Below are 26,671 nucleotides of genomic sequence, written 5' to 3' on the forward strand. Positions count from 1 at the left end.
TTATATCACATAAACTTCAAAATCTCTCGCAATTTCTATATTTCCAAATACTTTAATTGCTTCATCATAATAATCCTTGATAGAAATAAACGGTGACAAATGAGTCAAAACTAATCTTTTGCACTCGGCTTTCTTAGCAATTTCAGCAGCTTCCGCAGCAGTTAAGTGGGGTCCTTGCATTCCTGTCAATAAATTTCCATCACATAGGAATAAATCAGCTTTATTTGCAAAAGATATTAAATCCTCATTATAGGTGGTATCACCACTATATACAAAGATTTTTTCTCCCTTTTTAATCTTCACAGCATAAGTCTCTACAGGATGCGTCATCTTTTTAAAAGAAATCTCTATTCCCTCTAAATTTAAAGTAGCCTCTTCATTTATAATGTGTAAATTAAAAACATCTTTAAACTTAAAATCTTCAAAAACATTTTCTGGTGTTTGTGGACAATATACATTCACAGGTTCAGTTATCATGCCTCTTGACTTCATAATATCAAGAGCATATCTTAAAACCATCATGTCTGCTACATGGTCAGAGTGCAAATGAGACAAAATTATGTATTTTAATTTATTTAAGTCGTAATACCTTTGGTATCTGCTTATTACTCCACTGCCACAGTCCAGTAAAATATGAGTATTTTCATCTTCTACTAAATATCCGGAAGTAGCCCCATAAGGCCCAGGGAAAGGTCCATGACACCCTAACACTGTGACTTTCATAAATTTTTGCCTCCCTCCTTAAAGCTACAGACAAATTCATATAAATCTTTGTAACTACCCTTTTGTGTCGCTACTATATCTTTTGAATTTCTATTTATCATATAGTCCTCAATCAAAAAAGTCTTCATCCCCAACTTAAAAGCTATCAAGTCCTCTTCCACATCATTTCCCACCATATAACAATTTTCCGGTTTTTTATTTATAACTTTTAATATCTCTTCATAGTATTGTATATGGGGCTTACAAAAATGCATATTTTCATAAGTAGTTATAAAATCAAAATAGCTTTCATTAAGGCCTGCCCATCTAAGCCTCTCTAAAATTGCAATTCTTGGAAATACAGGATTGGTTGCTAAAACAAGTGTATAGCCTTTTTCTTTCAAAATCTCTAAAGACTTCTTGACGTATTCATTAGCTTTAATATTTTTCCCCAATTCTTTGTAATCATTTAAATAAAAGTCTTCAAAAAGTACATCCAATTCTTCTTTTGGATAGTTGACTTTTTTTAAAAAAGAATCAAAAAATGCTTCTTCATTAGTTTTGTTTGGATCTAAATTATTTATCATGTCCATACTGGCACTATAAAGACTTTTAAATAAAAAATGGGGGTCAAATAGAGGAGAAAGCTTTTTTGTGAGACTTAAAAAATACTCATCCAACATCTTGTTCGTATCAACAGGAAGTAAGGTACCGTCCAAGTCAAATAAAAATGTATCAATCATTCTCATCACCTCAATTTCCCTTTCCATATATAATGATATATTTTTACATAAAAAAAAGCAAGGTTTAAAAACCCCGCTATACTTTGTTGACAAAGTTAAAAAATTTTCAAAGGAGATATTTTGCATCGTCGCTCCGATGTTCCAAAGCGACAAAACTAAAGCTCGACCTTCAGGTTCCGGCAGGGTACCTACGTCAGGTGGCATCCATGCCTTAAGGTGCCCGCCTCCGCCATCCTTGGCTTCGGCCCTGCCTCCACCCTCGGTCTTGCTAAGTTTTGTTTATCGCTTTGTAACAAGTCACTCCTTATGCAAAATATCTCCTTTATGAAAGTTTGTCAACAGTCTGAAGCAAGGTTTAAAAAGCCCTGCTACACTTTGTTAAATAGTTCCAATCGAGATATCAAACGTATCAAAATATACCCTATTATTATACTTGCAAAACCTTGCACTAAATTACTTGGCACATCAACTAATGAAGTTTTAAAACCGTACATGATTCCTCCTGCTATATAGTATCCTAACACCATCCATAAAGCTCCTATTATAAGAGATACAACTTTTAAATATTCCTTAGTATATTTTTTATACATAAGTCCAACAATCAACCCTTCTATCCCTTTAATTATAAAAGTCCAGGGAGACCAATAGGCATAACCTGACAACAAGTCCGCTAAAGCTGAACCAATTCCTCCAGTTACAAATCCCATTGTAGGACCAAATAAAGCAGAACTTAAGAATATAAAAGAATCACCTACGTTTATATAGCCTTTTGTAGCCGGAGTTGGTATCTGAATCACCATAGTACCAATAGTAACCAATGCCATCATAAAAGCCCCGTATACTATTTTTTTAACATTGTTTTGTTCCATATTTCCACCTCCAATAAATGTATATAAGATAGTTATATTATAACATACAATTGTAATGGTGCAATCATAACAATATAATAACAAAAAAAAGAAAAGCCTTCTTTTCTTAAAAGTCTTAAAAGGCTTTAGATATAGTTTCCCACTGTGGAATACCTATCTTTTTTGTTGATTATATATGAAACAATCAAATCATCCAGTTTACGACTTATATCAAGCACTTTTTCATAGTCAATCTCTTCCTTAGTAACGAGGTTATCCAGTTCTTTCCTCAAAACACTTATCTGTCTTTCTAATGCTTCATTACTTTTCATTTTGTTTACCCCTTTTTAAAAGTTCGTATATACAATTTTACCATCATAATACAAAAATTACAATAGGTTTTATTAAGAAACAACCCTTAATTTATCTACTATATTAACCAATTTCTTATAAATTTCTACAATTTCTCGTCCACACTCTACTTTCCAATCATTTTCTCCCTCATTTACCTGTTCAGCTTCATTAGTTAGTATCCTATTCAAGATATCGTCACTTTTTATTTTTTCCTTAATACTCTCCATGCTTCGTTTTAATTCTTCATCTACTTTTTTTACTACACCCATCTCCCTACTCTCCCCATTTTAAATATTTATTATAATATATTCTATATATGTTATAAATTTCCTGCTAAAATTTTAAAATTTTTTACATTTTATTTATTTCGCCTATAACAATACTCAACGCCTTGTCCATTGCTAATTCTAATCTGTCTGGGGAGCCTCCACCTTGACAAATATAAGCGTTTCCTCCGCCTTTTCCGTCAAAAACCCTTAATACCTCTGTTTTCTTTCAAAATATTAACTTCTTTTTTAACCTCTTTATTCTCTTCAAGTAATTTTGACACATTTATCTACTACATGGTATATTACATCATTTTCCTCATATACTTTGTAAACTTTAAAGCCATCAATTATCCCTGTATCACTCGGTTGTCTACCACTTTCAGGATAGAAATAAGTTTTATCTAACACTAACTCCCATTTATCGTGGGTTTTCCTTTTATCTATGATGTTGGCATCAAACTAGGTAACATAGTTATTTTCATAAAAAAGCTTTTCAGTCATAAAAATCATCCCTTCTTTATAAGAAATTGCATGGAAGTCATCCATGCAATTCTTATTCATAAACCTTTGTTCCTAAAGCAGTAGTAAGTTTTCTAAACTCTTCTATTATCTTTTTCGTTATGGGACCAGGTTTTCCATCTCCTATTACCCTATGATCTACTTCTACCACTGGTATTGCTTCAGCAGCTGTACCTGTCAAGAAACATTCATCTGCAGTATACACGTTAAACAAGGAAAAATACCTTTCTTCAAAAGGGATTCCTAATTGCTTTGCTATATCAATTACAGTAGCCCTTGTAATTCCTCCTAATGCTCCTACTGCCGAAGGAGGAGAATACAAGGTGCCATTTGAAACTATAAAAATATTGTCACCAGTACATTCAGCCACATATCCTTCTTGGTTTAGTATAAGAGCTTCAGGATACCCAGCTTTTACTGCTTCAATTTTTGCAAGAATATTATTTAAATAATTTAATGACTTTATCTGGGGATCTAAAGCCTGAATAGAATTTCTTCTATAAGTAGAGGTAATAATTTTTAAACCGTTTTGATACATAGATTCAGGATATAAAGTAATCTTATCAGCTATTATTACGACTGTGGGTTTAGGACATTTATATGGGTCAAGGCCTAAATCACCTTTTCCTCTTGACACTACAAGCCTTATATAGGCATCCCTTAAATTATTAACTCTTACCGTTTCCACAACTTTTTCTTTCATCTCTTCTATCGTCATAGGAATGTCGAGAAGAAGGGCTTTTGCCATACTATAAAGTCTTTTTAAGTGCTCATCAAGTTTGAATATAACTCCATCATAAGCCCTTATGCCCTCAAAAATACCGTCCCCATAAAGATAGCCATGGTCAAAAACCGAGACTGAAGCTTTCTCACTGTCTACAAATTCTCCATTCACATATACTAACCCCATACTTATGACTCCTCCTTTACTTCAAATTAATTTAGCAAAATTTTATCACTTTAAAAGAGTTTAGTCAATGTAATATAAAAAACAAAAAGCCCCAAAATGAGGCTTTTTGTTTTTAAATCATTCAGCTTTTATAGCACCTGTTGGGCACACAGCTTCACAAGCACCACAGTCAATGCAAGTATCAGGGTCAATCTCGTATTTTCCATCACCTTCGTGAATAGCATCTACCGGGCATTCTGCAGTACAAGCTCCACAGCTTATACATTCATCAGTAATGTAATGTGCCATTATTTTCCCCCTCCCTGTATACAGTATGTAGTTCCTCAAAAATTATAAATCATTTACATGCAATTGTAAATAAGCAAATTTAATTTTTGGAATTTAGCAAATTTTTTAAAAACTAAAAGGGTCTTGTCAAAAGATAAAACCTATGCTATAATTACTTTCGTCGAGGCGCTGCCGAATGGTGTAATGGTAGCACAGGTGACTCTGGATCATCTAGTCTAGGTTCGAGTCCTAGTTCGGCAGCCATTTTGGCCCCATCGTCTAGCGGCCTAGGACATCGCCCTCTCACGGCGAAGACAGGGGTTCGAGTCCCCTTGGGGCTACCAATATAAAAATGAAGAAAAAGGCATCCGGTGGATGCCTTTTATATTTTTAATATGGCTTTTATCGCTAAACCTCCAAAAAGAGCTATAAGTATACTTAACATTGTCCCTATTAAATAGTATTCTGCAAAATTTTTATCATCTAACTCTTTATATCTTGCGATGGAATTTAATCCCCTTTGCCAACAGTTCTCTTGAACCAATTATGTCGCCTGTTATCACTGTATACACGTGGTATCACCCTTTCATGGGTTAAAATAATAGTATCACCCTTATAAGGGTAATACTATTATCATAGTAGTAAAAATTATACACTATGTCAATATTTTTGTTATTTCCTCATCTTTTGAATAAAATCTATGGCTTTCTCAATTCTCTTTATAGTTCTTTCTTTTCCCAAAAGTTCCATTATGTCAAATAGTCCTGGTCCAAAAGTTCTACCTGAAATAGCTAATCTCGTGGGATGGAAAAGTTCACCACTGGATATTTGTAATTCCTCCACAAGTTTGCGATACGTTTCCTCAGTTGTAAATTTATTAAAAGGCTCGACTTCTTTTAAAGTCACTACTGCTTTTTTTAGGATATCCACAACTTTTTCTTTAGTAAAATACTTTTTAACTCCTTTTTCCTCATATTCGTTAACTTCTGTAAAATAATAGCTCATGGCATCAGCTACATCCACAAGAGTTTTTTCCCTTTCTCTTACTACACTTACTATTTTTTTGATATAATCATAATCGAAATCTTCCCCAATAAAGTTTTTAGCTTTCAAAAATGGAATGACAACTTCAGTTAATTTATCTAAATCATAATTCCTTATGTAATGGCCGTTTATCCACGTCAGCTTTTGTACATCGTAAATAGCTGGATTTTTTGATACCCTTTCTAAAGTAAATTCTTTTATGCTTTTTGACACATCAAAAATTTCTTCCCCATCTTTTGGAATCCATCCCAGCAATGTTATATAATTTACAATTGCTTCAGGAAGATATCCTTGGTCTCTAAACTCCTGCACAGAAGTCGCTCCATGTCTTTTACTAAGTTTACTTCTATCAGGGGCTAAAACCATAGACACATGGGCAAATTGAGGAATTTCTAAGCCTAAAGCTTCAAAAATTAGTATTTGCTTTGGGGTATTTGACAAATGTTCCTCTGCCCGTATAACATGTGTTATCCCCATTTGGTAATCATCTACCACAGTAGCAAAATTATAAGTAGGCATATTGTCTGATTTCATAATTATAAAGTCATCAAAGGTGGAATTATCAAACTCTACATCCCCTCTTATTATGTCGTGAACCACTGTCTTCCCTTGTTGAGGCACTTTTAATCTTATTACAGGTTTTTTCCCTTGCCTTAAATACTCCTCTATTTGCTCTTTGGTCAAATTTCTACATTTTCCCGTATACATTGGAGGCCTACCTTCTTTTTCTGCCTGTTTTCTCATTTCCTCTAACTCTTCTTTTGTGCAAAAACAGTAGTAAGCCTTTCCTTCCTTTAATAATTTATTTGCGAATTTTCTATATTCTTCTAACCTTTGCGATTGGTAAATAGGTCCTTCATCCCAATCAATACCTAACCACTTCAGTCCTTCAAGTATCCCTTTCATAGATTCTTCTGTCGACCTTTGTAGGTCAGTGTCATCCACCCTTAAAATAAATTTTCCTCCATTGTGCCTTGCAAAAAGCCAATTAAAAAGAGCAGTCCTGGCACCACCTATATGTAAACTCCCTGTAGGACTTGGGGCAAATCTTACTCTCACTTCACTCATCTTATCACCTCTTCATAAGTTTAAACTATTTTGATTATACTTTAATTGAAGTGTTTTTTCAACAAAGAAGTATTTCATCAAAAATTTGTGGTATAATCATACTATAAACTTAAAAAAGGAGCTGTTAAAATGAAAGATATTGTTATAAACCTTTTAAAAGAAAGAGGAGTTATTTTAGGAGATATGGCAATATTAGTATTAGACTTGCAAAAAAAGTATTATGATGATTTAACAATAGAGGAATGCATAGAAAATTTACATCATGTACTTGAGAAAAGAGAAGTTCAAAATGCAATCTTGACAGGAATCGCTTTAGACAAATTAGCAGAAAAAGACCTGCTAGAAGAACCTCTTTTGTCGATTTTAAAAAGAGATGAACCTTTATACGGCATTGACGAAATTTTGGCCCTTAGTATAACAAATGTTTATGGTTCTATAGGTCTTACTAATTTTGGATATCTTGATAAAGTAAAACCCGGCATAATAGGAAAACTTAATGAAGATAAAGAAAAAAAGTGTAATACTTTTATTGATGATTTAGTAGCTGCAATAATCGCCGCGGCCTGTGCTAGAATTGCTCATTCCAAAAAGAAAGATTCATGATACGTGTTTAACTGTAACATTTTTTGTTCTATGTGGAACTATTTAACAAATACTTAATCAACTGTAATTTTATCCTTTATCTGTTCAAACATCTTAGGCCCTATTCTAGAAACATTCACTATATCCTCTATTTTTTTAAAAGGTCCTTTGCTTTCTCTAAATTCTATTATTCTTTCAGCCGTTACAGGACCTATCCCTGGCAATGTCTGTAATTCCTCTCTTGTAGCTGTGTTTATATTTATTTTTTTATCTTTTGCTGTAGTATCAGAAAATGAAACCATCGCTTCCTCACCTTTTTTAGGCACTTTTATCATCTGCTCATCTTTAACTTTTTGCGCAAGATTGATATTGGTAAGGTCTGCCTCTTCCAATGGACCCCCAGCTTTATTTATAGCATCTATTACTCTTTCTCCTTCTTCCATAAGATAAACTCCTGGATTTTTAACTAGGCCCGTCACATAAACTTTTATTTCCGAAGGTTCTTTTTTATTCTCTTCAATACTATTATTTACCTCTTCTGATATATCATCAGCATTTGTACTAATAACAAAATCATTTTTTAATTTGTAATTTTTATAAATTACATACCCTGAAAACAATAAGATAAAGGATAATAAAACAACTATGGCATACTGTTGTCTCTTTGAAAAATAAGTCATGCTATCACCTCTTTTTACAAGCTCCTTTATTTCTACATAAATCAAAAAATTCCTTTTTATTTTTCGCGTTTTTTTGTTATACTTTAAGTATCAGCATAAATTGGAGGCATAAAAATGAAAAAGATAATAGCTTCTTTGCTCACACTATTTATTTTGGTAGTGCAAATAACTCCTGTATACGCTAATGTGCCACCACCACCTGAAATTGTAGGCCCAACTGCAGTTTTAATGGATTTTACAACAGGTCAAGTATTGTATGACAAAAATATGCACAAAAGAATGTACCCCGCAAGCACAACTAAAATTCTTACTGCAATTATTGCTATAGAAAAGGGAAACTTAAACGATATTGTAACTGCTAGCAATAATGTTACAAAAATAGATGGAAATTCCATATTTCTTTCTCCTGGTGAGCAACTTACGTTAGAACAATTACTTTATGCGATTATGTTACAATCTGCCAATGATGCAGCAATAGCAATTGCTGAACACATTGGTGGAAGCGTAGAAAACTTTGCTAAAATGATGAATGAAAAAGCTAAAGAAATTGGAGCTTATGATAGCCATTTTGTAAATCCAAATGGTCTTCCTGATGACAATCATTATTCCACCCCTTATGATATGGCATTAATAGCAAGGTATGCAATGCAAAATCCAGAATTTAGAAAAATAGTAACTACAATACATTATCAAATTCCTCCTACTAATAAGTTTGATAAAGTAAGAGACCTATGGTTAAGCAATCGCTTAATTAAACCTTCAAGTTTTCGCTATGAAGGAGCTGATGGAGTAAAAACAGGAGACACGGTTGCAGCTGGTCAAGTTTTAGCAGCTTCTGCAACAAGAGATGGTCGCAGACTTATATCCGTCATAATGGGAGACCAAGGAACAAATATCTGGACAGATACTATAAAACTTTTGGACTACGGGTTTCAAAACTTTAGTTTAGTGAAAAAAACAGAAAAGGGTGAAACAATAACATATATCGACTTAGGAAAGTCCCACTTTAAACTTCCTCTTATTGCAAAAGAAGACTTTTACTACGAAGTTCCTAAAGGTCAAGAAAATTCTATAGAGACCCAAATAATTCTAAATAAGGATATCAAAACGCCAATAAATAAAGGAGATGTGTTAGGGTACATCAAATATACTTTAGATGGCAACGAAATTGGTACAAATCCTCTCATTGCAGCCGAATCTGTTTATAAAAACTTTTGGGGAAACTATTATACGGAGGTACAATCTTCTGGTGTAAAAAATACAATGTATACTAACCCCGTAAAATTTATTGCTGGAACAACAATTTTAGGAATAGCTTTTATCCTTTGGAGAAGACGGAAAATTAGAAATAGAAAAAAATATATCTTCTCAAAATATTGATTTAAAAAGAGGGCAGAATGCCCTCTTTTTATGCATATATTTGGTTGTCATTGAGGCTTCTACTTCTTCCCATGTCCTTTATAAAAGAATCAACATTAAAAAATCTTTTTAAAATTTTAAAATAATACAACTCTTCTTTAGACTTTATTTCAAAACCATTAGGTAGGAATCTATTTTTTATATACTCTGCATCGCTAATTTCTGATTCGGCTATCTTATTCAATATTTCAGATGTACCAGTTCCTATTGCAAATTTTTCTTTTCTTCTCCATACAATTGATTCTGGTAAATAATTTTCTGCAAGTTTTCTAAGTATCCACTTTTCGATTTTTTCTCGGCCGTTAATTTTAAATGACGGTGTTATTTTAAATGCATACCGTAACACTTCTACATCTAAAAACGGTACACGTCCCTCAATGGAATGTGCCATTGTCATTCTGTCAACTCTTTGAAGATTTGTATTATGCAAATTTCGAGTTATATATTTTAATTCGGATTGTAATTTCCAAGAATTGGTATAATTTTTAAGGTAATGGTATCCGCTAAACAATTCATCAGCACCTTCTCCTGAAAGAATAACCTTTACGTAATTGCTTGCAAGTTTTGATACAAAATATGTTGCAACAGCACTTCTGACTAAGGCTGGATCACAGGATTCAAGATGATATATAACTTCGGGTAAAATTTTTTTTATGTCCTCCTCTGTATAAATAAATTCATGGTGAATCGTACCTACATAATCAGCAACAACTCTTGCATTCTTTAAGTCATTACTTCCTTCGACACCTACTGCAAATGAGTGAAGGGGATTTTTGTATTTTGCTGCTATTGCTGCTATAAGGCTGCTATCCAATCCGCCACTTAAAAATACTCCAACAGGCACATCAGCAATCAACCTTTTTCTTACTGAATCCTCTAATCTAAGCCTTAATCCATTAATAATGTCATCAACCTCTCCAAAATGCATCGGGTCCTGGGGAATTGAATAATATTTTTCAAACCCCTTTTCACTGGTATAAATATATCCATTAGGAAATTCATTTATATCATCAGTTACTTCCTGAAGTGCTTTAATCTCCGAAGCAAAGACAAAATAACCTTCTTTTGTTTTACCATAATACAATGGCTTTATTCCTAACGGATCGCGAGCAATAAATATGGTCTTTTTTTTAGAGTCATAAATAGCTAAAGCAAACATTCCATCAATATAGTTAATACAATTTTTACCTAGTTCTTCATACAAATGAATTATAACTTCGCTATCAGTATCTGTGGAAAAAGTATGGTTTTTTAACTCTTTACGCAATAGTTGGTAATTATAAATTTCTCCATTATAAATAAGCCAATACCTGCCATCTTCGTTTTTTATAGGTTGGCGTCCATGATAAAGGTCAATTATCGTCAACCTATTATGGCCTAATGTAATATTTTCATCTGCAAAAATACCTGACTCATCCGGGCCACGATGTTGTATTTTTTCAAGCATCCTTTGTATTTTGCTCTTATCAGCAGTTCCTATAATTCCTGCCAATCCGCACATTTGACTATCATTCCTCCCCTTCAGATATATTTAAAGAAATTGAATAAGGAACGTAAGAAAAGATCTTACGTTCCTAAGTTTTTATACTTCTATAGCTGATTTTTCATATTCACGTAAAATCTTTTCTACCCTTTCTTCTTCAGGTATTATTCTTTGTTTTTCATAGTCATAAGCGTAACATGCTCCATCTATCACTTTTGTTTGTAGTACTCCTTTAGCATATTTGTTACCTTTAAGATGAGGTGCATCCAATAGACCTATTTTTATTGCTAATGCCAGCACATCTGGATCTGCCAGTGGATCAGGGCTGTGAGGTGCCAAGTTCTTTATCGCTTCCAATAAAATCCTTGTCTCTTTCTTTAACTGTTCTTTTCTTTGAATTACTTCTTTATCTTGAGTCAAATCAGGCATTCCAAACATAGAATTTTTTATCACGGCTTTTACTATTTTAACGCTTTCAATTATATCTTCTGGCGTTGCAGCATGATGAGCTTCACAATATCCCACTACGTGATATATATGAGGTCTTATAGCCATAGAGAGATAAGCACTGGAAGCTAACTGACCCTTGGCTTCTAAAAGGTCAGTTGGAAAACTTGCAAGTCCCGCTCTTGCTTGCCTTATAACTCTGAAATTTTCATCTTGCAATTCTTCTATCAGCTCTATCTTAGCTAACATCTTTGCCAAATCCATTTTTGGTGAAATAGAAGCAGGCACGTTAAACATAAATTGTGCTACATAGTCTCTAACACCCATTTTTTTTGCATTATATGCCGCAAGATATGCCGTAGCTACCCCAATTATATCGTGAGCATCCCTCAAGCTCCAATGGTGTGCCTCATTTACCTCCACTGGTACACCCCTTTTAGCGTGCCATTTCATCAATTGTTGATTTTCTCTGATAGAAGTGTTAACATTTCTTGGACCTCTTCCATCGAGAACATTGTACCAGCTAAGTGGTATTGCTGCCCACGCATTGTGGATCGTTCTTAAAAGCATTTCTGCCATCTTAAATACGTCATTTGTGCCACTATAACACCTTAAAAGAGGATAATTGCCTCTTCTTGAAGCTTCATATATCCTTATCAAGTCTTCTTCCTTTCTTATAGGAACACCGCCTGCTCCATCTAAAGATTTGTCATATTTTTTATCAAAGAAGTGCTCTTGAGCATTTTGGTCTGGGGCGAGAGAAATTACATCTAAAATTTCTGCCTCTGCTATCTTCTTAACTCCCTCTATAGTATCCTCTAATGAAGGAAGTCCAAAGTGGTGTCTTATGATAGGATAAGGGAATTTATCTTCTATTCTTCCTATTAGTGTATCAGCAAAAACCCGCTGTCTATGATTTGTGCTTCCTCCTCTTAAGAAATTAATAGTAGGTTCATCGCCATTTTTACCATCAAAAACTGCTGCAAATATTCCTGATCTTCTCGCTACTTCTGCAGTAGGCTCTGTACCTCCAAATACCCACTTTATATGTTGCAAATTATTTACTTCTATTTCCTTCTTTAGTTCTTCGAAAAGTTTTTCAAGAGCAGAAGGAGTCAGTCTATAGCTTACTCCTACAATCCCCGGCTTATGTTCTTTAACGGCTTCTATCAATTTTTTTATAGGAACAGCAGGACCCAAAAATACAGTTTCATAGCCTTGCTGTTCTGCAAATCTCAAAAAGTTATACACACCTGCCACATGGACACAATTCCCTATAGCTGCCGCCAAAACTAACTTTTTCATGCTATCGTTACCTCCTTTCTTTTCCCTTCCACCAATTCTATAATTTCCTCAGCTGTCATACCTTGTATGCCAAGCTTTTCAGCTGTTCTTCCAATTTTCCAATAATCTTTTCCGTGCATAACTGAAGCAAGATGTATAACAGCATCAATAGTGGGGGTCTTAATGCCTATCTCTTTCCCTATAGAAGACATAGGCACTAAACTCATAGGAACATCTTCAAATATATAACGGCAATCTAATGTTTGAGGAGCTAACAAACCCACATAAGCTTTTGTATTTTGAATTGCCTCATATAGATTTTCTCCTTCTGCATTATAACTTTCTTTTAGCCATCTTTTAGCGGAAATAGTATTTACACCTAGAGCTTTCGCCACCATCATTCTCTCATTATCTATTTTTTCCAGTATTTTTGCAACAGAAGGAGAAATGCCTTCCCGATAATATTCAAAATTCCCTTTAGTAGTTTCTATTCTCGCTGCATTCAAAAGAGTAGGTGTAGGATGAAAAACAGCTCCAAAATTGTTAAGACTCGTTTCAAGAACGTTTTGCGCCGGAATAAATTGAGGAAAGGCAGTATTAAGTGCTTCCACCACCATTTGTGTTTTATCTTTAGGTATTGCAGCAACAGACACAACTTCCTTTATCTTATATATTTTCGATTTTCCCATGGAAGACCTGCAGGCATATATAAAAGTATCTGTTTCTGCAATAACTACATCTAAATCTTCTCTTTTTCTTATAACATTATGAAACTCTAAAGCACCACCAGTTCTTCCAGGATTTAATACAATTATTTGACCATCCTTAAGATATAGCAGCATGTCTTCGGCAATTTTATAATGGGCAGAAGCAGGAACTACAACTAAAATTATATCAACATCTTTAATAGCTTTCTCCATGTCATCAGTTATCACATTTAACTTGCCAAACCCTTCTACTTCTCCTTCTAATTCAATTCCACCTTTTTCTATAATAGGAAGTAATTTTTGATAGGTTCTATTGTACAAATTAACTTTATAGCCTTTTAAAGCGAGATGCCCCGCTATCGCTTGACCCCCATTCCCAGCTCCAATTACTGCAAAAGAGAGTTGTTTCATTTTTACTACCCCCTTTTAAAGAAATGAAAAAGCTATAGAGGAAAATCTATAGCTTTAGCCTTCGGTGTCTGAAAAGACATAAAAAGACACCATTGCTATCATCCTCCTCTTTCAACGCTTACGAGGTTAGCTGACGGGTTCGGGTCGAAAGATAACCCTACCATCTTATCAAAAGATGGATTCACCCCCAAAGTGGTTCCCCCGCTTCTTTACGAATTCAGCGTTTAGCATTTTATTCAATTTTCAATTTATTTTTATTATATCATAAAATCAAAAAGTTGTAAAGGAAAACATACTAATATTTCCCAAACTCCTCTCCTACCCTTATTTCATCCAAATAGTTATATATAGTATATCTGGAAACACAGAGTATTTTTGCTACGTAATCCACAGCGCCCCTTATCAAAAAAGTCCCTTTTTCATCCAACATCTTTACCACTTGTACCTTCTCTTCTTTTGACATGAAATTAACAGGTTTTCCGTAATTTTCCAATGTTGTGTTTACTATACTTTCTAGTACATCGCTAACACTACCTGTATAAGCCTCTCGAGCCTCTTCGTTGGTATCCGCCACATCGCAAAACTCTGATAAAGTATTTTTTACCATTATAAATTCTGAGATATCAATATTGATGGTAAGGCATCCAACAGGCTTACCATTTTCGTCTTTTATAAAAAGAGCAGATGACTTCAAAATTTTCCCATCTTTCCCTTTGTTTTTATAGTTTATTAAATTTTCAACGTTATCAGATTTCAATACTTTCGATATAGTTTCAGGCAAAGGGCTCCCTACATCTCTTCCTGTCACATGCCCGTTTACAATTGCGATAATCGAATTTTGTGGAGAAGAAAAGTCATGCAACGCCACTTCGCAATTTTTGCCAAATGTATTAGCTATACCTTCTAGTACTGGGATTATGCTTTTCAAGATAGGATGCGTCTTCATCGGCTTGAATCCCCCTAATCATACAATTTAAATATATGCAATGAGGTGATGAAAAATTACTGATAGGCTATAAAAATCCATCTGCACAAAGAGATAAGACGTTAATAAAAAAATTTATTAACGTTATTATACATGCCTCAAACAAGGTTGTCAAGCAGTATTTCTTTTGCATCTGCCCACAATCTTTCTAAATTATAAAAATTTCTCTCTTCTTGTTGGAAAATATGAACTATTACATCACCATAATCCATTAAAACCCATTTGCCTGCTGCATAACCCTCAATGTGATGAACAAAAATTCCTTCTTCCCAAAGTTTTTTCTCAACTTCGTCAGTCAAGGCTTTTACATGGGTATCTGAATTCCCCGTAGCTATAATAAAATAATCAGCAATAGTTGTTAAATCCCCAATATACAAAATCTTTATATCAAAGGCTTTTTTGTCTTCTAACACATTATATATCTTTGATACTTTCTCTTTTAACTCTATCACTAAATCACCCCTCTATCATAATTTTTCTTCCGCTTATATTATTCTTTAACTTACTTCAATTTACTTCAATAAAGTTTTAAGAGAATATCATTTCTCGCTCTTATTGTTTTTTCATAAAGAAGCAATTTTCTTTCTATTACATAGCAAATAGTGCTGTCAAAAGCTTTTAATACAGCCATATCCACATCCTGCTCAGCCAATTGTTTTAATTTTTCAACCCCTTCAAAATTCCTATTAGGTTCAATATAGTCAGCCAAAAATATTATCTTATCTAAAATTGTCATATTAACATCCCCAGTAGTATGAAGAGCAATTGCTCTTTTTATTTCTTCGTCTTTTATTCCAAAAATTTCTTCTACCAAATGTGCACCTACAGGACCGTGTAAAAGAAAAGGCGCATGTTTTAAAACTTCATCTACTTCAATTCCATATCTTTGAGCAAATTTTAAAAGTTCCTCATCAGAATAGCCCTTTGCACAATCGTGCAACAAACCTGCAACTTGCGCTTTTTCTACATTAGCATCGTATTTTTTAGCAAGGTATATTGCGGTTTCCATAACACCTATAGAGTGTAAATACCTTTCTTCATCTAACAAACTTCTTAATTTGCTTTTTAAAAATTCTATGTCATACCCCATTTTCCTCATCCTTTTTGTACAAGTCGTATTTTTGAATATATCTTTCTACAGACTCCGGCAACAAATACTTTATAGGTCGTCCCCCTGCTACTCTTTCCCTTATATCAGTTGAGGAGATAGCCAAAGAAGGAACAGTCACTTTGTAAATGACATTTCCATAAAGTTTTCTAATTTTATTTAATTCTTCATCTATTCTATTGCCTTCTACTCCTGGCCTAGTTGCGGCAACAAAATTACACATCTTTAAAAGCTCATCTGCACTTTTCCACGTCAAAATCTCTAAAACAGCATCCGCTCCTGTTATAAAATAAAGTTGAGTTTTCTCCCCATAAATTTTTTTAAACTCTTTGATAGTATCAATAGTATAAGTATACCCTTCCCTGTCAATTTCAATCGTCGATACCTCAAAAAAAGGATTAGTTATTGTGGCAAGTATAGTCATTAAATAACGATGTTTTTTATCTGTCACCTTTCGCTTCACTTTATGAGGCGGATTACCTGCTGGAACAAAAATCACCTTGTCCAATTTGAATTCAGACCTTACCGCTTCAGCAGTAACTAAATGACCATAATGAATAGGGTCAAAAGTGCCTCCCATTATCCCAAGTCTAAGCTCCCTTTCCAAGTTACTATCCCCCAATTTATATTTCTTTTATATTATTATTATACATTATACATTAAAAAAGGTAAATTGCACAAGCTTACCCTGAGACCTCATTAAAGTAAATAAAAAAGTGGAATCAAATTCCACTTTTATTCATAGTATTCAAATTCAAAATCTCTCACATTTATTGTATCACCACTTTTAAATCCCTTTTCCTTAAGAGCATCTATTACCCCGCTCTTTCTAAGAAGCATTTCAAAGTACCTTAAAGAATGTTCATCTTGTAAATTTACTCTTTTTAAAAGTTTGTCAATTTTTGTACCGCTAAGATAATAGGTATTATCTTTTACTTCTATATTGAGAGTTTCTTCCTCTTCAGGAGGTGTATAAACAATAACTTCTGGCACTTCCTTTATCTCCTCAACCGGAATAGAAGAAAGAATTTCTATAGTCTTGTCCAAAAGTTTGTCAATTCCCACTTTTGTCAAAGCAGATATAGGATATACCTCATAACCTCTTTTTTTGATTTCTTTTTCAAAAGCAGGAAAATTTTCTTTACCGCTTTGTATATCAATTTTATTTGCTGCAACAATTTGAGACAAAGTAAGTAATCTTTCACTGTAAAGTTTCAGCTCCTCATTTATCTTCTCAAAATCTTCTATAGGGTCTCGCCCCTCACTGGCGGAAACATCCACCACGTGTATCAACATTTTTGTCCTTTCAATGTGCCGTAAAAAATCATGTCCTAATCCTTCGCCTCTGTGGGCCCCTTCAATTAAACCTGGAATATCTGCCATTACAAAGGATTTCCCTTTATGTTCTACAACTCCCAAATTAGGTGTCAGTGTTGTAAAAGGATAATTGGCAATTTTAGGTTTTGCTCTTGTGCAACTGGCTAGAAGAGTAGATTTCCCTGCATTAGGAAATCCTATTAATCCTACATCAGCGAGAAGTTTTAGCTCTAACCGTACCCACATTTCTTTGCCTTTTTCACCGCTTTCAGCGAAACGAGGAGTCTTCAAAGTAGGAGTAGCAAATTTAGCATTTCCTCTTCCTCCCTTACCTCCCCGTAAAACAATAGCTTTTTGATTAGGTTTTACAAGGTCAGCTATAATTTCTCCTGTTTCATCGTTAATTATCAAGGTTCCTACAGGAACTTTTATGTACAAATCTTCTCCGTTTTTGCCATATTGATTTTTACCTCTACCATTTTCTCCATTTTGCGCAATGTACTTTTTCCTGTATTTAAAATCTAACAAAGTAGACAAATTAGGATCTGCTATAAATATAACATCTCCACCTTTTCCTCCGTCGCCACCGTCCGGCCCACCATAAGCAACGTATTTTTCCCTTCTAAAAGATATAATTCCATTTCCACCGTCTCCAGCTTTTATGTATATCCTTGCTGTGTCTATAAACAATTCTATCACCTGCCTTATTTTATAGTATATACTACTTCTCGTATTTTTTTACTCTTTTAATAGCTTCTTTATAATTTCCTGTGCATTTTCAGAATTAAAGATATCTCTTTCTCTATTAAGGTGGTCAATAGTAATGTGGAGAGATTCAATCACTTTCTCTAATTTCCCTAGTTGAGCATAGCCTAATACCAATTGTAAATCATTTAAAAGCTCATGTCTGCTTCTTTTGATGTAGTCTACCAATAACTCCACATCTGACACCATTTTTTCACCACTTTCTTTTTTTATTATTATTTATGAAAAAATCCTGGTATAAACCAGGATTTAATTCTGTGCAACTTTTCTTTCCGGATAAACACTTACTTGTTTTTTGTCACGTCCTTTTCTTTCAAAAGTAACATACCCATCAATTAATGCAAAAAGTGTATCATCTTTCCCTTTGCCTACATTTACACCTGGATGAATTTTAGTTCCTCTTTGCCTTACAAGGATATTACCAGCTAATACAAATTGGCCATCTGCCCTTTTTACTCCCAAACGCTTAGATTCACTATCACGGCCATTTCTGGAACTTCCCACACCTTTTTTATGAGCAAAAAGTTGGAGTTTCATTCTTCACACCTCCTATCCATAACCCTTACATATTCAGGATAATCCGCTTCAATATCTTTAAGGCCTAAAACCATAGTCTCCAGAATAGCTTTTAGTTGTATATCATCTTCTGGCAAACCTTTATCAATAATGTCAATCTGCAAATCGCCACTTTCTATTTTTTTCTTTATCTTAACAGTTTTTAACGCCTCTATTCCCAGCACCGCTGTCTGAGATATAGCAGAAACAGCTGCACATATGATGTCCTTTCCATACTCATCGAAACCTGCATGTCCTTTTATATTAAATTTATAAATATTCCCTTTTGAATCTCTCAATATTTCTACTCTAATCATGGCTTACTGAACTATTTTTTCAATCTGTACTTTTGTATAAGGTTGACGATGTCCTTGTCTTCTTCTATAATTTTTTTTGGGCTTATACTTAAAAACTCTTATTTTTGGCCCTTTGCCATGCTCTATAATCTTGGCATTCACCTTAACATTTTCTAAATATGGTTTGCCAAACTCTACATTACCATCCTCTTTTGACACAGCCAAAATTTTGTCAAAAGAAATAACTTCCCCTTCTGGATAATTTAACTTTTCTACTACAAGAACATCTCCTTCACGAACCATATACTGTTTTCCACCAGTTTCGATTATTGCGTACATTTTTGCACCTCCTCCATCCAGTCTCGCCAGGAAACAAGGTAAAAATTTAAAAACCCGTCCTGAGCGGCCACAAGTGATATTTTAACATAATAAAATATCACTTGTCAATTAAAAAAGCAAGTACCTTTTATTTCCGCCTCAAAAACGAATTGGGTAGTAAATATGTCTTCACCAAGTGCCAAATCGACTAAAGAGTTTGTGTTCCTTTTTCTTCCTCCTCTTCCTTGGCATCGCTTTGTTCTTTTGTTTTTTCTTCCGCTAATTTATAGTTTTGTAATTCTATAACCTTTTGATTCAATTCTTCCTTTTCTTTTTCCAACTCTTTTATCCTATTGTTAAGTCCTCTTATCGTTACGCTATAGCGAATTTGTCCAAACAAACCTATTGTCCCCACAATTATAGCTCCAATAGCTGCTGACAATAAAATTACTAAAGCTTGAGAAATTGAATAATGCCAATACAAAAAACTTATATCCACAGGTCCAGCATTAGAAATAGCAAAAATCGCTACTATAATTGCGAATATCAAAGCTAATATTGTATAATATTGCCCCTTCACAAAGTTCACCTCCCCCATCTTCAGTAACACTCATTAACACCTTTCTACCTTTATGATAAATTATACAAATTATTATTGTCAATAAAAATTATAAATTTTTCGATAATAATAAAACATCATTCTTAACTTTTATCATTTGATTGAGAGAAAAACTGTCCGTGTAAAATTTCAGTAGGTAAGGCTAAGTAGCTGACATTTTGCACCTCGCTCCGGTGACATCGCAGGCTAAACTAGCGCTTAACCTCGGACTCCGGCGAGGTTCCTGGCCCATTCGGCATCCTTGCCTCCGGCCCCGCCTACGTCTTTCGGTCTCGCTGAGTTTAGCAAATGCTCTGTCAAGTCGCTTCTCTTGTGCAAAATGTCAGCTGAATGCGTCACCTACTAATTCTTGACACGAACGAGAAAAAGTTTTTATGTTGAAACTACTCCAGTAGTTGTGTTAAAATTGATTATAGTGAGCAAAATGCTCACCTGGGTCGCAGTAACCCCAGTTAACAAAACAAAGGAGGTAATTTTGTGTCCAAAAAAAGAATAAAAGATCTAGCAGAAATTGCTCTGGTCGCGGCAATTTATTTTGTACTCACAGTTATATTTTCTTCCATTTCTTTTTTACCCCTTCAGTTTCGCGTAGGGGAAATTACAAAATCCATTGTAGTATTCAACAAAAAATATGCTATTTCCATGATGATAGGAAATTTTTTCGCAAATTTGTTTAGCCCATTTGCTGGCACAATGGAGCTAATTTTTATGCCTCTCTCAAACTTAATCGGTTGTACAATTGGATACTACATTGGAAGAGTTACTCACAAATTGGTAGGGGCTGTATTTGTAGCTCTTTGGATTGCTGCATCGGTGGGAATCACCTTAAATGTCTCTGCCAATATACCATTTATTCCAACTTTCTTAAGCGTAGGATTGGCTGAGACTGTACTTCTTGTAACTGGATATTTTCTGCTTTTTATAATTGAAAAGAAAGGAGCTGTGAAATTTGACAGATAAATATAAAGAAAGAAGATTTGACACTTACGGTTATGAAAAGATCGACAAAGAAGTTTTAGAATCCATTGAATATGAATACCCTGAAAAAAATACAATTGTAGAATATATAACTAATGAGTTTTCTTCCGTCTGCCCTTGGACAGGATTACCTGACAATGCAAAACTCACAATAAGATATATACCTTCTAAAAAATTAGTAGAACTTAAATCTTTAAAGTATTATCTCACCTCCTATAGAAATGTAGGCATACTGCAAGAACATGCTATAAATAGGATTTTAGATGACTTAGTTGAACTTCTACAGCCAAAATTTATGGAAATAATAGGCGAATTTCAAGAAAGAGGTGGAATAGCCACGAGAATTGTGGCAAAATATGAAAAAGAAAAGTAGATATAAATCTGCCCAAAAATTTCCATTGGGCAGCTTTTTTAAATTTGATTCTTCATTCAAATTCTATCTCAAAATGGCCATATTTTTTATTATTGTCAACAACAAGTTCGAGATCTACATTAAATTTCTCTTTGTAAAATTTTATAATTCCTTTTTCTGACGCGATTTTAACAACTTTATCATTCCCTTTTATGTAGATTTTTCGCGCATTTACATGCCGCAACACTCTCTCTATATTATTCCTTAATCTTCTGTAGATGTACTCAGTTGAATAAACCATCCCTTCTCCTTCACATATAGGACATTTTTCTTTAAGGTATGAGCCTACTTGCGACCTCACCCTTTTCCTTGTCATCTCAACAAGTCCTAATTGAGTATACCCTAATACAGTGCATTTTGTCCTGTCTTTTTGGAGTTCTCTTTTGAAAAACTCCAGCAAATCCCTTTTAAAATTTTCATTTTTCATGTCTATAAAATCAATAATAATTATTCCACCAATATCCCTTAACTTAAGCTGCAGGGCAATTTCTTCAGCTGCTTCAAGATTGGTCTTGTATATTGTCTCCTCTAAAGAAGATTTTCCTACGTACTTTCCTGTGTTTACATCAATTACAGTAAGAGCTTCTGTTTGGTCTATTATTACAAAGCCCCCACTTTTTAGCCACACCTTTTTTTCTAACAATTTATCAACTTGAAAATCTGCTCCATAAATCCCCAGTAAGTCTCCTTCTTCATAAGTAACTGAAATATTTTCCTTTCCTACATTTTTTAAATATCTTTTTATGTTCTCATACTCTTCTTTGTCGTTTACCACAATTTCATCTACCTCATCAGAAAGCAAATCCCTCAAATACTTAATTGCAAAATCCTCTTCTTTGTATATCAAAGAAGGAAGGGGAGCATTTTGAAAATCTTTTTGTATTTTCTCATATAAGCGAATTAATTCTTCTAAATCCTCCCGTATTTGCTGTTCTGTCGCCTCCAACGCAGCTGTTCTGACAATTATCCCTATACCCTCAGGTTTTAATTTTTTTACAATTTCCTGAAGCCTCTTTCTCTCCACTTCTTCTTCAATCCTATGAGAAATTCCAATGTAGTCGACATTAGGCATTAAAACTACATATTTCCCCGGCAAAGAAATATTAGCAGTGACTCTGGGATTTTTCATGCCTACTGCCTCTTTTGATACTTGAACCATTATTGGTTGGCCTGGTTTTAAAACTTGTGTAATGCTTTTGGGTAAATTTTCTTGTTGAAAAAGCACATCGTCAAAAAATAAAAAAGCGTTCTTGCCAATTCCAATATCTACAAAGGCTGCCTGCATACCTTTTAAAACATTTTGAATCTTACCTTTATAAATATTTCCCAAAATATTTTTTCCATCTCTTTTCTCTGGATGGTACTCCTTTAGCTTCCCATTTTCTAATAAAGCAATTTGGCTCAAATTTTCATCAATATCCAATATAAGTCTTTTCAAAATTTTCACCCCGTACTTATTCTAAAATCATATTTTTTCTGTGAAGTTTATAAGAGTCTATATCAAATAAATTTCCTAAATAGTCGTTTAAAGCCTTTAATAAATGTAAAGGATTAGGAGCTCCCTCTCCTAATTTTAATTTTATATAAAATTTCAAATAATCTTCTGCCTCTTCAATTACCTTTAATTCCAAAACACAAGGTCTTATATTTACCATTTTTCTGCCACTTTTACTCTCTTTTTCTATTTCAATTATATCTTTTCTCATAAATTCTTCTATTTTATTTTGAATATATTTAATACTTTTTTTAACATTGACTTGCAAAATATACTCTGCTCCTTTTATTTTTGTAGAAAGCGCATCATTTAATTCTACCTCATAGCTTTCCACAATTTCAATACCAGGTGGTAACACTTTGTTCATCTTTTTTCTGAATTCTTCAGGAGAAATATCTTCTTCCAAATCTATATCCATATAATCCCCCTCTGTCGTCGCACCTACTATAAGAGCAGGCCCAAAAGAAATTTTAGGATGGGGATTAAATCCTTGTGAAAAAGCGACTTTTATATCGGCTCTTCTCAAAGCCCTTTGAAATACTCGCAAAAGGTCTAAATGGGAAATAAATTTGACTCTTTCATCTTTTATATACTTATTTCTGAGGCGCTTCAAAACACACTACCCCCTCATCAAAATCCTTTACTCCACAACCTGTACAATAGAGCCTGCAGTCAGGTGTAATTCTTCCTTCTTGAGATTTTTTATATTCTCTAATCAAATATCTTTTATCTACCCCAACGTCTATTACATCCCATGGAAATACTTCTTCTAAACTTCTTTCTCTGTTAGCATAAAAATGAGGATTTACACCTGCTTCCTTAAAAGCCTTTTCCCATTTGTCATAATTAAAATATTCTTCCCATCCGTCAAATTTGCATCCTTTTTCCCACGCTTTTATTATAGCTTTTCCTACTTTTCTATCTCCTCTCGAAATAACAGCTTCTAAAAAACTCATATAAGGATTGTGCCAGTTGTACTTTAACACTTTACTCTTAAGTTTCTTTTTTAGCAAATCTTGCTTTTCCATTATTTCTTTAATGCTGTTTTGAGCCGTCCACTGAAAAGGTGTAAAAGGTTTAGGTACAAAAGTAGAAGTGCTTATGGTGACTTTTAAATTCTTCACATTCCCTTTTACTTCTTTGTAATTATCTACTATTTTATAAGCCAAATCCACTATCCCCTCTACATCTTCCATCGTCTCTGTAGGAAGACCAATCATAAAATAAAGTTTGACATTTGTCCATCCTGCAGAAAAAGCCTCTTTTGTCGCCTCTAGAATATTTTCCTCTGTAATCCCTTTATTAATTACATCTCTAAGTCTTTGTGTGCCAGCTTCTGGTGCTAAAGTAAGACCTGTTTTTCTAACCTTTTGTATTTCTTTCAGCAAATTTATAGATACAGCGTCTACCCGTGTAGAGGGTATAGAAACTCCAACTCCTTTATCCTTATATTTCTCAATCAGTTTTTTGACTAAGTCTTCAATTTGAGAATAATCACAAGTACTTAAAGAAGTTAAAGATATTTCCTCATACCCTGTAGATTTTATAAGCTTGTCCGCTAAATCTAAAATTTTTTCCTTTGATTTTTCCCTCACTGGCCTATATATCATGCCAGCTTGACAAAATCTGCATCCTCGTGTACAACCTCTAAAGATTTCTAACATTATTCTATCGTGAACTATGTCCATAAAAGGAACAATTTGCTCCTCAGGATGATACACATTTTCAAAATCTTTAACTATTCTTTTCTTTACCTTTTCGGGCACTCCTTTTTTAATAGTCCTTATCTCTTTTATTGTTCCATCTTGATTGTATACTTCTATATAGTACTTAGGAACATATACTCCTTTGATTTGAGAAACAATTTGTAAAAATTCTTCTCTTTCTCCTCTTTTTTTCTTCCAATCTATATAAGCGTCAATAATTTCATTTATAACCTCTTCTCCTTCTCCCATTACAAAAAAGTCAATAACGTCAGATAAAGGAGCAGGGTTATACGCACAGGGTCCACCAGCAATGACAAAAGGTAACCCTTTCCTCTCTCTTGATAGGATAGGAATACCCGCTAAATTAAGCATATTTATTACATTTGTATAACTTAACTCATACTGAAGAGTAAAACCTATAAAGTCAAATTTATCTAATGGGGTTTTTGTCTCTAAACTAAAAAGAGGAATGTTATTTTCCCTCATGAGTTTTTCCATATCCAACCATGGCGCAAAAACCCTTTCACAATATACGTCTTCTCTTTTGTTTAAAAGATGGTATAAAATTCGTAGTCCCAAATGAGACATTCCCACTTCATATACATCCGGAAAAGCAAAGGCAAACCTTACTTTGACTTCCTCCGGATTTTTTATAGAAGAATTTAATTCTCCTCCTGTGTATCTTGTAGGTTTGCTTACTTTCATAAGCAAAGCATCTATTTTATCCTTTAAGTTATTCATTTTCCTTCCTCCATAGTCATTTTATAATCTCACCAATTGGTAAATACAATCCATGTTCTACCGCATATTCAAAAAGCTGAGTCTCGGTTATTCTATATTTTTCCCTAAATTTGTCGTCTAATATTATTATAACATGGTATTTAGCAGGTATAAAACTTTTTATAACATTTACAATTGTCTCCTTTTCTAATACTGCTATATGATGTACCCCCATCAATCCTTTTTTATAGAACTCTGCTTTTTTCCTAAAAAGATCTCTCATTTGCAAAAAAGCTGATGCCTTTTTCTCTTTATTTGCCGCGACTACTAATAGCACCGATAAAAAAGCATAAACAACATTTAGCTTCCAATTGAATATGTCTTTTAGAACGAGATATAACATAACGAGAGAAATAACATAGGAAGAAAAAACAGCAGTCGCAATAGCACTTCTTAGGCTAATAAAATACGACAAAACACTTTTTAAAATTCGTCCTCCATCCAAAGGAAGCCCTGGAAGTAGGTTAAAAAAAGCCATTACAATATTAGTTTTTATAAAATAATCCATTTCTATTTGTAAAACTTGTGAAATAAATTCTCCAAAAAAAGCAAAAAAAATATTGGACATAGGTCCTGCCAGTGCAACTAGCACTTCTAAGTCTGGCCTTATAAACACTACGCTGTCCAAAAGAGCAATTCCTCCAAAAGGATAGATATTGACTTGTAATACCTCTACTTTCAGTTTCTTGGCAATATAAATGTGTCCCCATTCGTGAACAAAAACTGTAGCAAAAATAGCAATTAATTCTTTTATAAATCCCGTCGCAATTAAAAGTAATGCAAATACAAAAGTAGAAAAATGTATTTTTACTTCGATCCGTCTAAATTTCATTTTGCGCCTTCACTGGCAACATCCCCTATAACAACCTTTGTCAAGGGGTCTACTGGCTTGCCATTTTCCCAAACTTCAAAATGCAAGTGAGGAGCAGTGGCTTTTCCAGTATCGCCTGTCTTTCCAATTATATCCCCTTGTTTTACTTGGTCTCCTTCTTTCACTAAAATTTCTGATAAATGAGCATATACGGTCCTTACATCATTAGCATGCCTTAAAACTATGACTTTTCCAAAATCCTGGTTTTGCTCATCCACTAACATTACTACCCCATCTAATGCTGCTTTCACTTCTATTCCAATAGGAGCATCTATATCAATACCAGTATGATTTGTCAATTGATTTGTAATGGGATCAATCCTCATTCCAAAGCCAGAGGTTACCTTTCCACTAATAGGTGCAATCATTTTGATAAAAGCCTGAGAAACCTCAGAAGAAGTTTTATTTTCTGAAGTTTTTTCTTCAGTAGGAGAAAAAACTTTTATCACACTCTCTTTGAGCCAAGGAATCTTACTTTGAACTAATTTTAAACCTTTCTTTGTGTTTTCGTAATTCATATCATAACTTAGCACACTTTTAGTAGCATTTATAAAAGAGTTGGCTATAGGCACGTCAACTGCTTTAAAAAGTAAAATCATTCCTAGTAAAATTAATGATATAATTAATTGATTTTCAAACAGCTCTGTATACTTTTTGTAAGTACTAAATTTTTTGGGAAAATAATAAGGAATTCGTTGGTATTTCATGATATATGCCTCCTTCTATGTT

33 protein-coding genes, 2 tRNA genes and 1 riboswitch are annotated in these 26,671 nt (G+C 33.8%); of the genes, 6 read left to right on the forward strand and 29 right to left on the reverse strand.

The window, feature by feature from the left end; translation table 11 throughout:
• From TETH514_RS10535 to TETH514_RS10565, 8 genes are all read right to left on the reverse strand, one after another.
• Positions 1-723: an MBL fold metallo-hydrolase gene (locus TETH514_RS10535; protein WP_003868091.1), complete on the reverse strand. Its 723-nt coding sequence runs from the start codon at positions 721-723 to the stop codon at positions 1-3.
• Complete coding sequence (locus TETH514_RS10540) at positions 720-1,445, reverse strand: HAD family hydrolase (RefSeq protein WP_003868092.1); 726 nt, start codon at positions 1,443-1,445, stop codon at positions 720-722. The genes TETH514_RS10535 and TETH514_RS10540 overlap by 4 nt, the downstream gene beginning before the upstream one ends.
• A gap of 368 nt (positions 1,446-1,813) precedes the next feature.
• Positions 1,814-2,314 (reverse strand): ECF transporter S component, encoded by a 501-nt coding sequence (locus tag TETH514_RS10545; protein ID WP_003868093.1) that lies wholly within the window; start codon positions 2,312-2,314, stop codon positions 1,814-1,816.
• A 125-nt stretch (positions 2,315-2,439) separates the two neighbouring features.
• Positions 2,440-2,625, reverse strand: coding sequence for an aspartyl-phosphate phosphatase Spo0E family protein (locus tag TETH514_RS10550; RefSeq protein ID WP_003868094.1), 186 nt, complete (start codon positions 2,623-2,625; stop codon positions 2,440-2,442).
• 72 nt (positions 2,626-2,697) lie between these two features.
• A complete protein-coding gene (locus TETH514_RS10555; protein WP_003868095.1) occupies positions 2,698-2,916 on the reverse strand; it encodes a hypothetical protein in 219 nt (72 codons plus the stop codon).
• Between the two features lie 264 nt (positions 2,917-3,180).
• Complete coding sequence (locus tag TETH514_RS12955) at positions 3,181-3,363, reverse strand: alanine--tRNA ligase-related protein (protein ID WP_369791827.1); 183 nt, start codon at positions 3,361-3,363, stop codon at positions 3,181-3,183.
• A 106-nt stretch (positions 3,364-3,469) separates the two neighbouring features.
• Positions 3,470-4,345, reverse strand: a complete 876-nt coding sequence (gene ilvE / locus TETH514_RS10560; RefSeq protein ID WP_003868097.1) for a branched-chain-amino-acid transaminase — start codon at positions 4,343-4,345, stop codon at positions 3,470-3,472.
• 117 nt (positions 4,346-4,462) lie between these two features.
• On the reverse strand, positions 4,463-4,633 hold the full coding sequence (locus tag TETH514_RS10565; protein ID WP_003868098.1) for a DUF362 domain-containing protein: 171 nt from the start codon (positions 4,631-4,633) through the stop codon (positions 4,463-4,465).
• 169 nt (positions 4,634-4,802) lie between these two features.
• Between TETH514_RS10565 and TETH514_RS10570 the strand changes: the two genes are divergently transcribed.
• Together TETH514_RS10570 and TETH514_RS10575 are read left to right on the forward strand one after the other, a co-directional pair.
• Positions 4,803-4,876, forward strand: a tRNA-Gln gene (locus TETH514_RS10570).
• A gap of 4 nt (positions 4,877-4,880) precedes the next feature.
• Positions 4,881-4,956: transfer RNA gene (locus TETH514_RS10575), tRNA-Glu, on the forward strand.
• Positions 4,957-4,994: 38 nt separating this feature from the next.
• Here TETH514_RS10575 and TETH514_RS12780 read toward each other — a convergent pair.
• Together TETH514_RS12780 and gltX are read right to left on the reverse strand one after the other, a co-directional pair.
• Positions 4,995-5,156 (reverse strand): hypothetical protein, encoded by a 162-nt coding sequence (locus TETH514_RS12780; RefSeq protein WP_003868099.1) that lies wholly within the window; start codon positions 5,154-5,156, stop codon positions 4,995-4,997.
• Between the two features lie 128 nt (positions 5,157-5,284).
• Positions 5,285-6,724, reverse strand: a complete 1,440-nt coding sequence (gene gltX, locus TETH514_RS10580) for a glutamate--tRNA ligase (RefSeq protein WP_009052608.1) — start codon at positions 6,722-6,724, stop codon at positions 5,285-5,287.
• Positions 6,725-6,853: 129 nt separating this feature from the next.
• Here gltX and TETH514_RS10585 point away from each other — a divergent pair, with 129 nt between their 5' ends.
• Complete coding sequence (locus TETH514_RS10585) at positions 6,854-7,327, forward strand: phosphatidylglycerophosphatase A (RefSeq protein ID WP_009052609.1); 474 nt, start codon at positions 6,854-6,856, stop codon at positions 7,325-7,327.
• 53 nt (positions 7,328-7,380) lie between these two features.
• Here the strand turns inward: TETH514_RS10585 and TETH514_RS10590 are convergent, their stop codons facing one another.
• A complete protein-coding gene (locus tag TETH514_RS10590; protein WP_012268770.1) occupies positions 7,381-7,986 on the reverse strand; it encodes a helix-hairpin-helix domain-containing protein in 606 nt (201 codons plus the stop codon).
• Positions 7,987-8,100: 114 nt separating this feature from the next.
• On the opposite strand from TETH514_RS10590, the gene TETH514_RS10595 reads away from it, so the two are divergent.
• On the forward strand, positions 8,101-9,366 hold the full coding sequence (locus tag TETH514_RS10595) for a D-alanyl-D-alanine carboxypeptidase family protein (RefSeq protein ID WP_012268771.1): 1,266 nt from the start codon (positions 8,101-8,103) through the stop codon (positions 9,364-9,366).
• Positions 9,367-9,394: 28 nt separating this feature from the next.
• On the opposite strand, the gene asnB is transcribed toward TETH514_RS10595, so the two are convergent.
• The 13 genes from asnB to TETH514_RS10660 all read right to left on the reverse strand — a co-directional run bounded on the left by asnB (position 9,395) and on the right by TETH514_RS10660 (position 19,661).
• Positions 9,395-10,906 carry an asparagine synthase B gene (asnB, locus tag TETH514_RS10600; RefSeq protein ID WP_009052612.1) on the reverse strand — a complete coding sequence of 504 codons (1,512 nt, stop codon included), beginning with the start codon at positions 10,904-10,906 and terminating at the stop codon, positions 9,395-9,397.
• Positions 10,907-10,987: 81 nt separating this feature from the next.
• Complete coding sequence (locus TETH514_RS10605; RefSeq protein ID WP_009052613.1) at positions 10,988-12,640, reverse strand: cobalamin-dependent protein; 1,653 nt, start codon at positions 12,638-12,640, stop codon at positions 10,988-10,990.
• A complete protein-coding gene (locus TETH514_RS10610; RefSeq protein WP_009052614.1) occupies positions 12,637-13,737 on the reverse strand; it encodes an NAD/NADP-dependent octopine/nopaline dehydrogenase family protein in 1,101 nt (366 codons plus the stop codon). The genes TETH514_RS10605 and TETH514_RS10610 overlap by 4 nt, the downstream gene beginning before the upstream one ends.
• A gap of 101 nt (positions 13,738-13,838) precedes the next feature.
• A riboswitch (cyclic di-AMP (ydaO/yuaA leader) is annotated at positions 13,839-13,970 on the reverse strand.
• Between the two features lie 62 nt (positions 13,971-14,032).
• Positions 14,033-14,683: a transcriptional regulator gene (locus TETH514_RS10615; protein WP_003868110.1), complete on the reverse strand. Its 651-nt coding sequence runs from the start codon at positions 14,681-14,683 to the stop codon at positions 14,033-14,035.
• 137 nt (positions 14,684-14,820) lie between these two features.
• A complete protein-coding gene (gene rsfS / locus TETH514_RS10620; protein ID WP_003868111.1) occupies positions 14,821-15,174 on the reverse strand; it encodes a ribosome silencing factor in 354 nt (117 codons plus the stop codon).
• Positions 15,175-15,239: 65 nt separating this feature from the next.
• Positions 15,240-15,812, reverse strand: coding sequence for a bis(5'-nucleosyl)-tetraphosphatase (symmetrical) YqeK (gene yqeK, locus TETH514_RS10625; RefSeq protein ID WP_003868112.1), 573 nt, complete (start codon positions 15,810-15,812; stop codon positions 15,240-15,242).
• A complete protein-coding gene (nadD, locus tag TETH514_RS10630) occupies positions 15,802-16,437 on the reverse strand; it encodes a nicotinate-nucleotide adenylyltransferase (RefSeq protein WP_003868113.1) in 636 nt (211 codons plus the stop codon). The genes yqeK and nadD overlap by 11 nt, the downstream gene beginning before the upstream one ends.
• Before the next feature lie 128 nt (positions 16,438-16,565).
• A complete protein-coding gene (obgE, locus tag TETH514_RS10635) occupies positions 16,566-17,837 on the reverse strand; it encodes a GTPase ObgE (protein WP_009052615.1) in 1,272 nt (423 codons plus the stop codon).
• A gap of 48 nt (positions 17,838-17,885) precedes the next feature.
• Positions 17,886-18,101 carry a Spo0B domain-containing protein gene (locus TETH514_RS10640; RefSeq protein WP_003868115.1) on the reverse strand — a complete coding sequence of 72 codons (216 nt, stop codon included), beginning with the start codon at positions 18,099-18,101 and terminating at the stop codon, positions 17,886-17,888.
• A gap of 60 nt (positions 18,102-18,161) precedes the next feature.
• Positions 18,162-18,449 (reverse strand): 50S ribosomal protein L27, encoded by a 288-nt coding sequence (gene rpmA, locus TETH514_RS10645; RefSeq protein WP_003868116.1) that lies wholly within the window; start codon positions 18,447-18,449, stop codon positions 18,162-18,164.
• On the reverse strand, positions 18,446-18,784 hold the full coding sequence (locus tag TETH514_RS10650) for a ribosomal-processing cysteine protease Prp (RefSeq protein WP_009052616.1): 339 nt from the start codon (positions 18,782-18,784) through the stop codon (positions 18,446-18,448). The genes rpmA and TETH514_RS10650 overlap by 4 nt, the downstream gene beginning before the upstream one ends.
• Before the next feature lie 3 nt (positions 18,785-18,787).
• Positions 18,788-19,102 carry a 50S ribosomal protein L21 gene (gene rplU, locus TETH514_RS10655; protein ID WP_003866909.1) on the reverse strand — a complete coding sequence of 105 codons (315 nt, stop codon included), beginning with the start codon at positions 19,100-19,102 and terminating at the stop codon, positions 18,788-18,790.
• Between the two features lie 187 nt (positions 19,103-19,289).
• Complete coding sequence (locus tag TETH514_RS10660) at positions 19,290-19,661, reverse strand: lipopolysaccharide assembly LapA domain-containing protein (protein ID WP_003866910.1); 372 nt, start codon at positions 19,659-19,661, stop codon at positions 19,290-19,292.
• 516 nt (positions 19,662-20,177) lie between these two features.
• On the opposite strand from TETH514_RS10660, the gene TETH514_RS10665 reads away from it, so the two are divergent.
• Both TETH514_RS10665 and queF read left to right on the forward strand, forming a co-directional pair.
• Positions 20,178-20,660, forward strand: coding sequence for a QueT transporter family protein (locus TETH514_RS10665; protein ID WP_003866911.1), 483 nt, complete (start codon positions 20,178-20,180; stop codon positions 20,658-20,660).
• Complete coding sequence (gene queF / locus TETH514_RS10670; protein ID WP_003866912.1) at positions 20,650-21,051, forward strand: preQ(1) synthase; 402 nt, start codon at positions 20,650-20,652, stop codon at positions 21,049-21,051. Before TETH514_RS10665 ends, queF begins: the two co-directional genes overlap by 11 nt.
• A gap of 52 nt (positions 21,052-21,103) precedes the next feature.
• On the opposite strand, the gene TETH514_RS10675 is transcribed toward queF, so the two are convergent.
• From TETH514_RS10675 to TETH514_RS10695, 5 genes are read right to left on the reverse strand one after another with little or no spacing between them, the layout of a single operon-like run.
• Positions 21,104-22,537 carry an Rne/Rng family ribonuclease gene (locus TETH514_RS10675; RefSeq protein WP_009052617.1) on the reverse strand — a complete coding sequence of 478 codons (1,434 nt, stop codon included), beginning with the start codon at positions 22,535-22,537 and terminating at the stop codon, positions 21,104-21,106.
• A gap of 7 nt (positions 22,538-22,544) precedes the next feature.
• On the reverse strand, positions 22,545-23,198 hold the full coding sequence (locus TETH514_RS10680; protein ID WP_003866915.1) for a TIGR03936 family radical SAM-associated protein: 654 nt from the start codon (positions 23,196-23,198) through the stop codon (positions 22,545-22,547).
• Positions 23,179-25,032 (reverse strand): TIGR03960 family B12-binding radical SAM protein, encoded by a 1,854-nt coding sequence (locus TETH514_RS10685; RefSeq protein ID WP_009052618.1) that lies wholly within the window; start codon positions 25,030-25,032, stop codon positions 23,179-23,181. The genes TETH514_RS10680 and TETH514_RS10685 overlap by 20 nt, the downstream gene beginning before the upstream one ends.
• A 16-nt stretch (positions 25,033-25,048) precedes the next feature.
• Positions 25,049-25,903 carry a M50 family metallopeptidase gene (locus TETH514_RS10690; RefSeq protein ID WP_009052619.1) on the reverse strand — a complete coding sequence of 285 codons (855 nt, stop codon included), beginning with the start codon at positions 25,901-25,903 and terminating at the stop codon, positions 25,049-25,051.
• Positions 25,900-26,649: a M23 family metallopeptidase gene (locus tag TETH514_RS10695; protein WP_009052620.1), complete on the reverse strand. Its 750-nt coding sequence runs from the start codon at positions 26,647-26,649 to the stop codon at positions 25,900-25,902. Before TETH514_RS10695 ends, TETH514_RS10690 begins: the two co-directional genes overlap by 4 nt.
• Positions 26,650-26,671: the final 22 nt, after the last annotated feature.

This window comes from Thermoanaerobacter sp. X514 (genome assembly GCF_000019065.1).
GTDB lineage: Bacteria > Bacillota > Thermoanaerobacteria > Thermoanaerobacterales > Thermoanaerobacteraceae > Thermoanaerobacter > Thermoanaerobacter pseudethanolicus.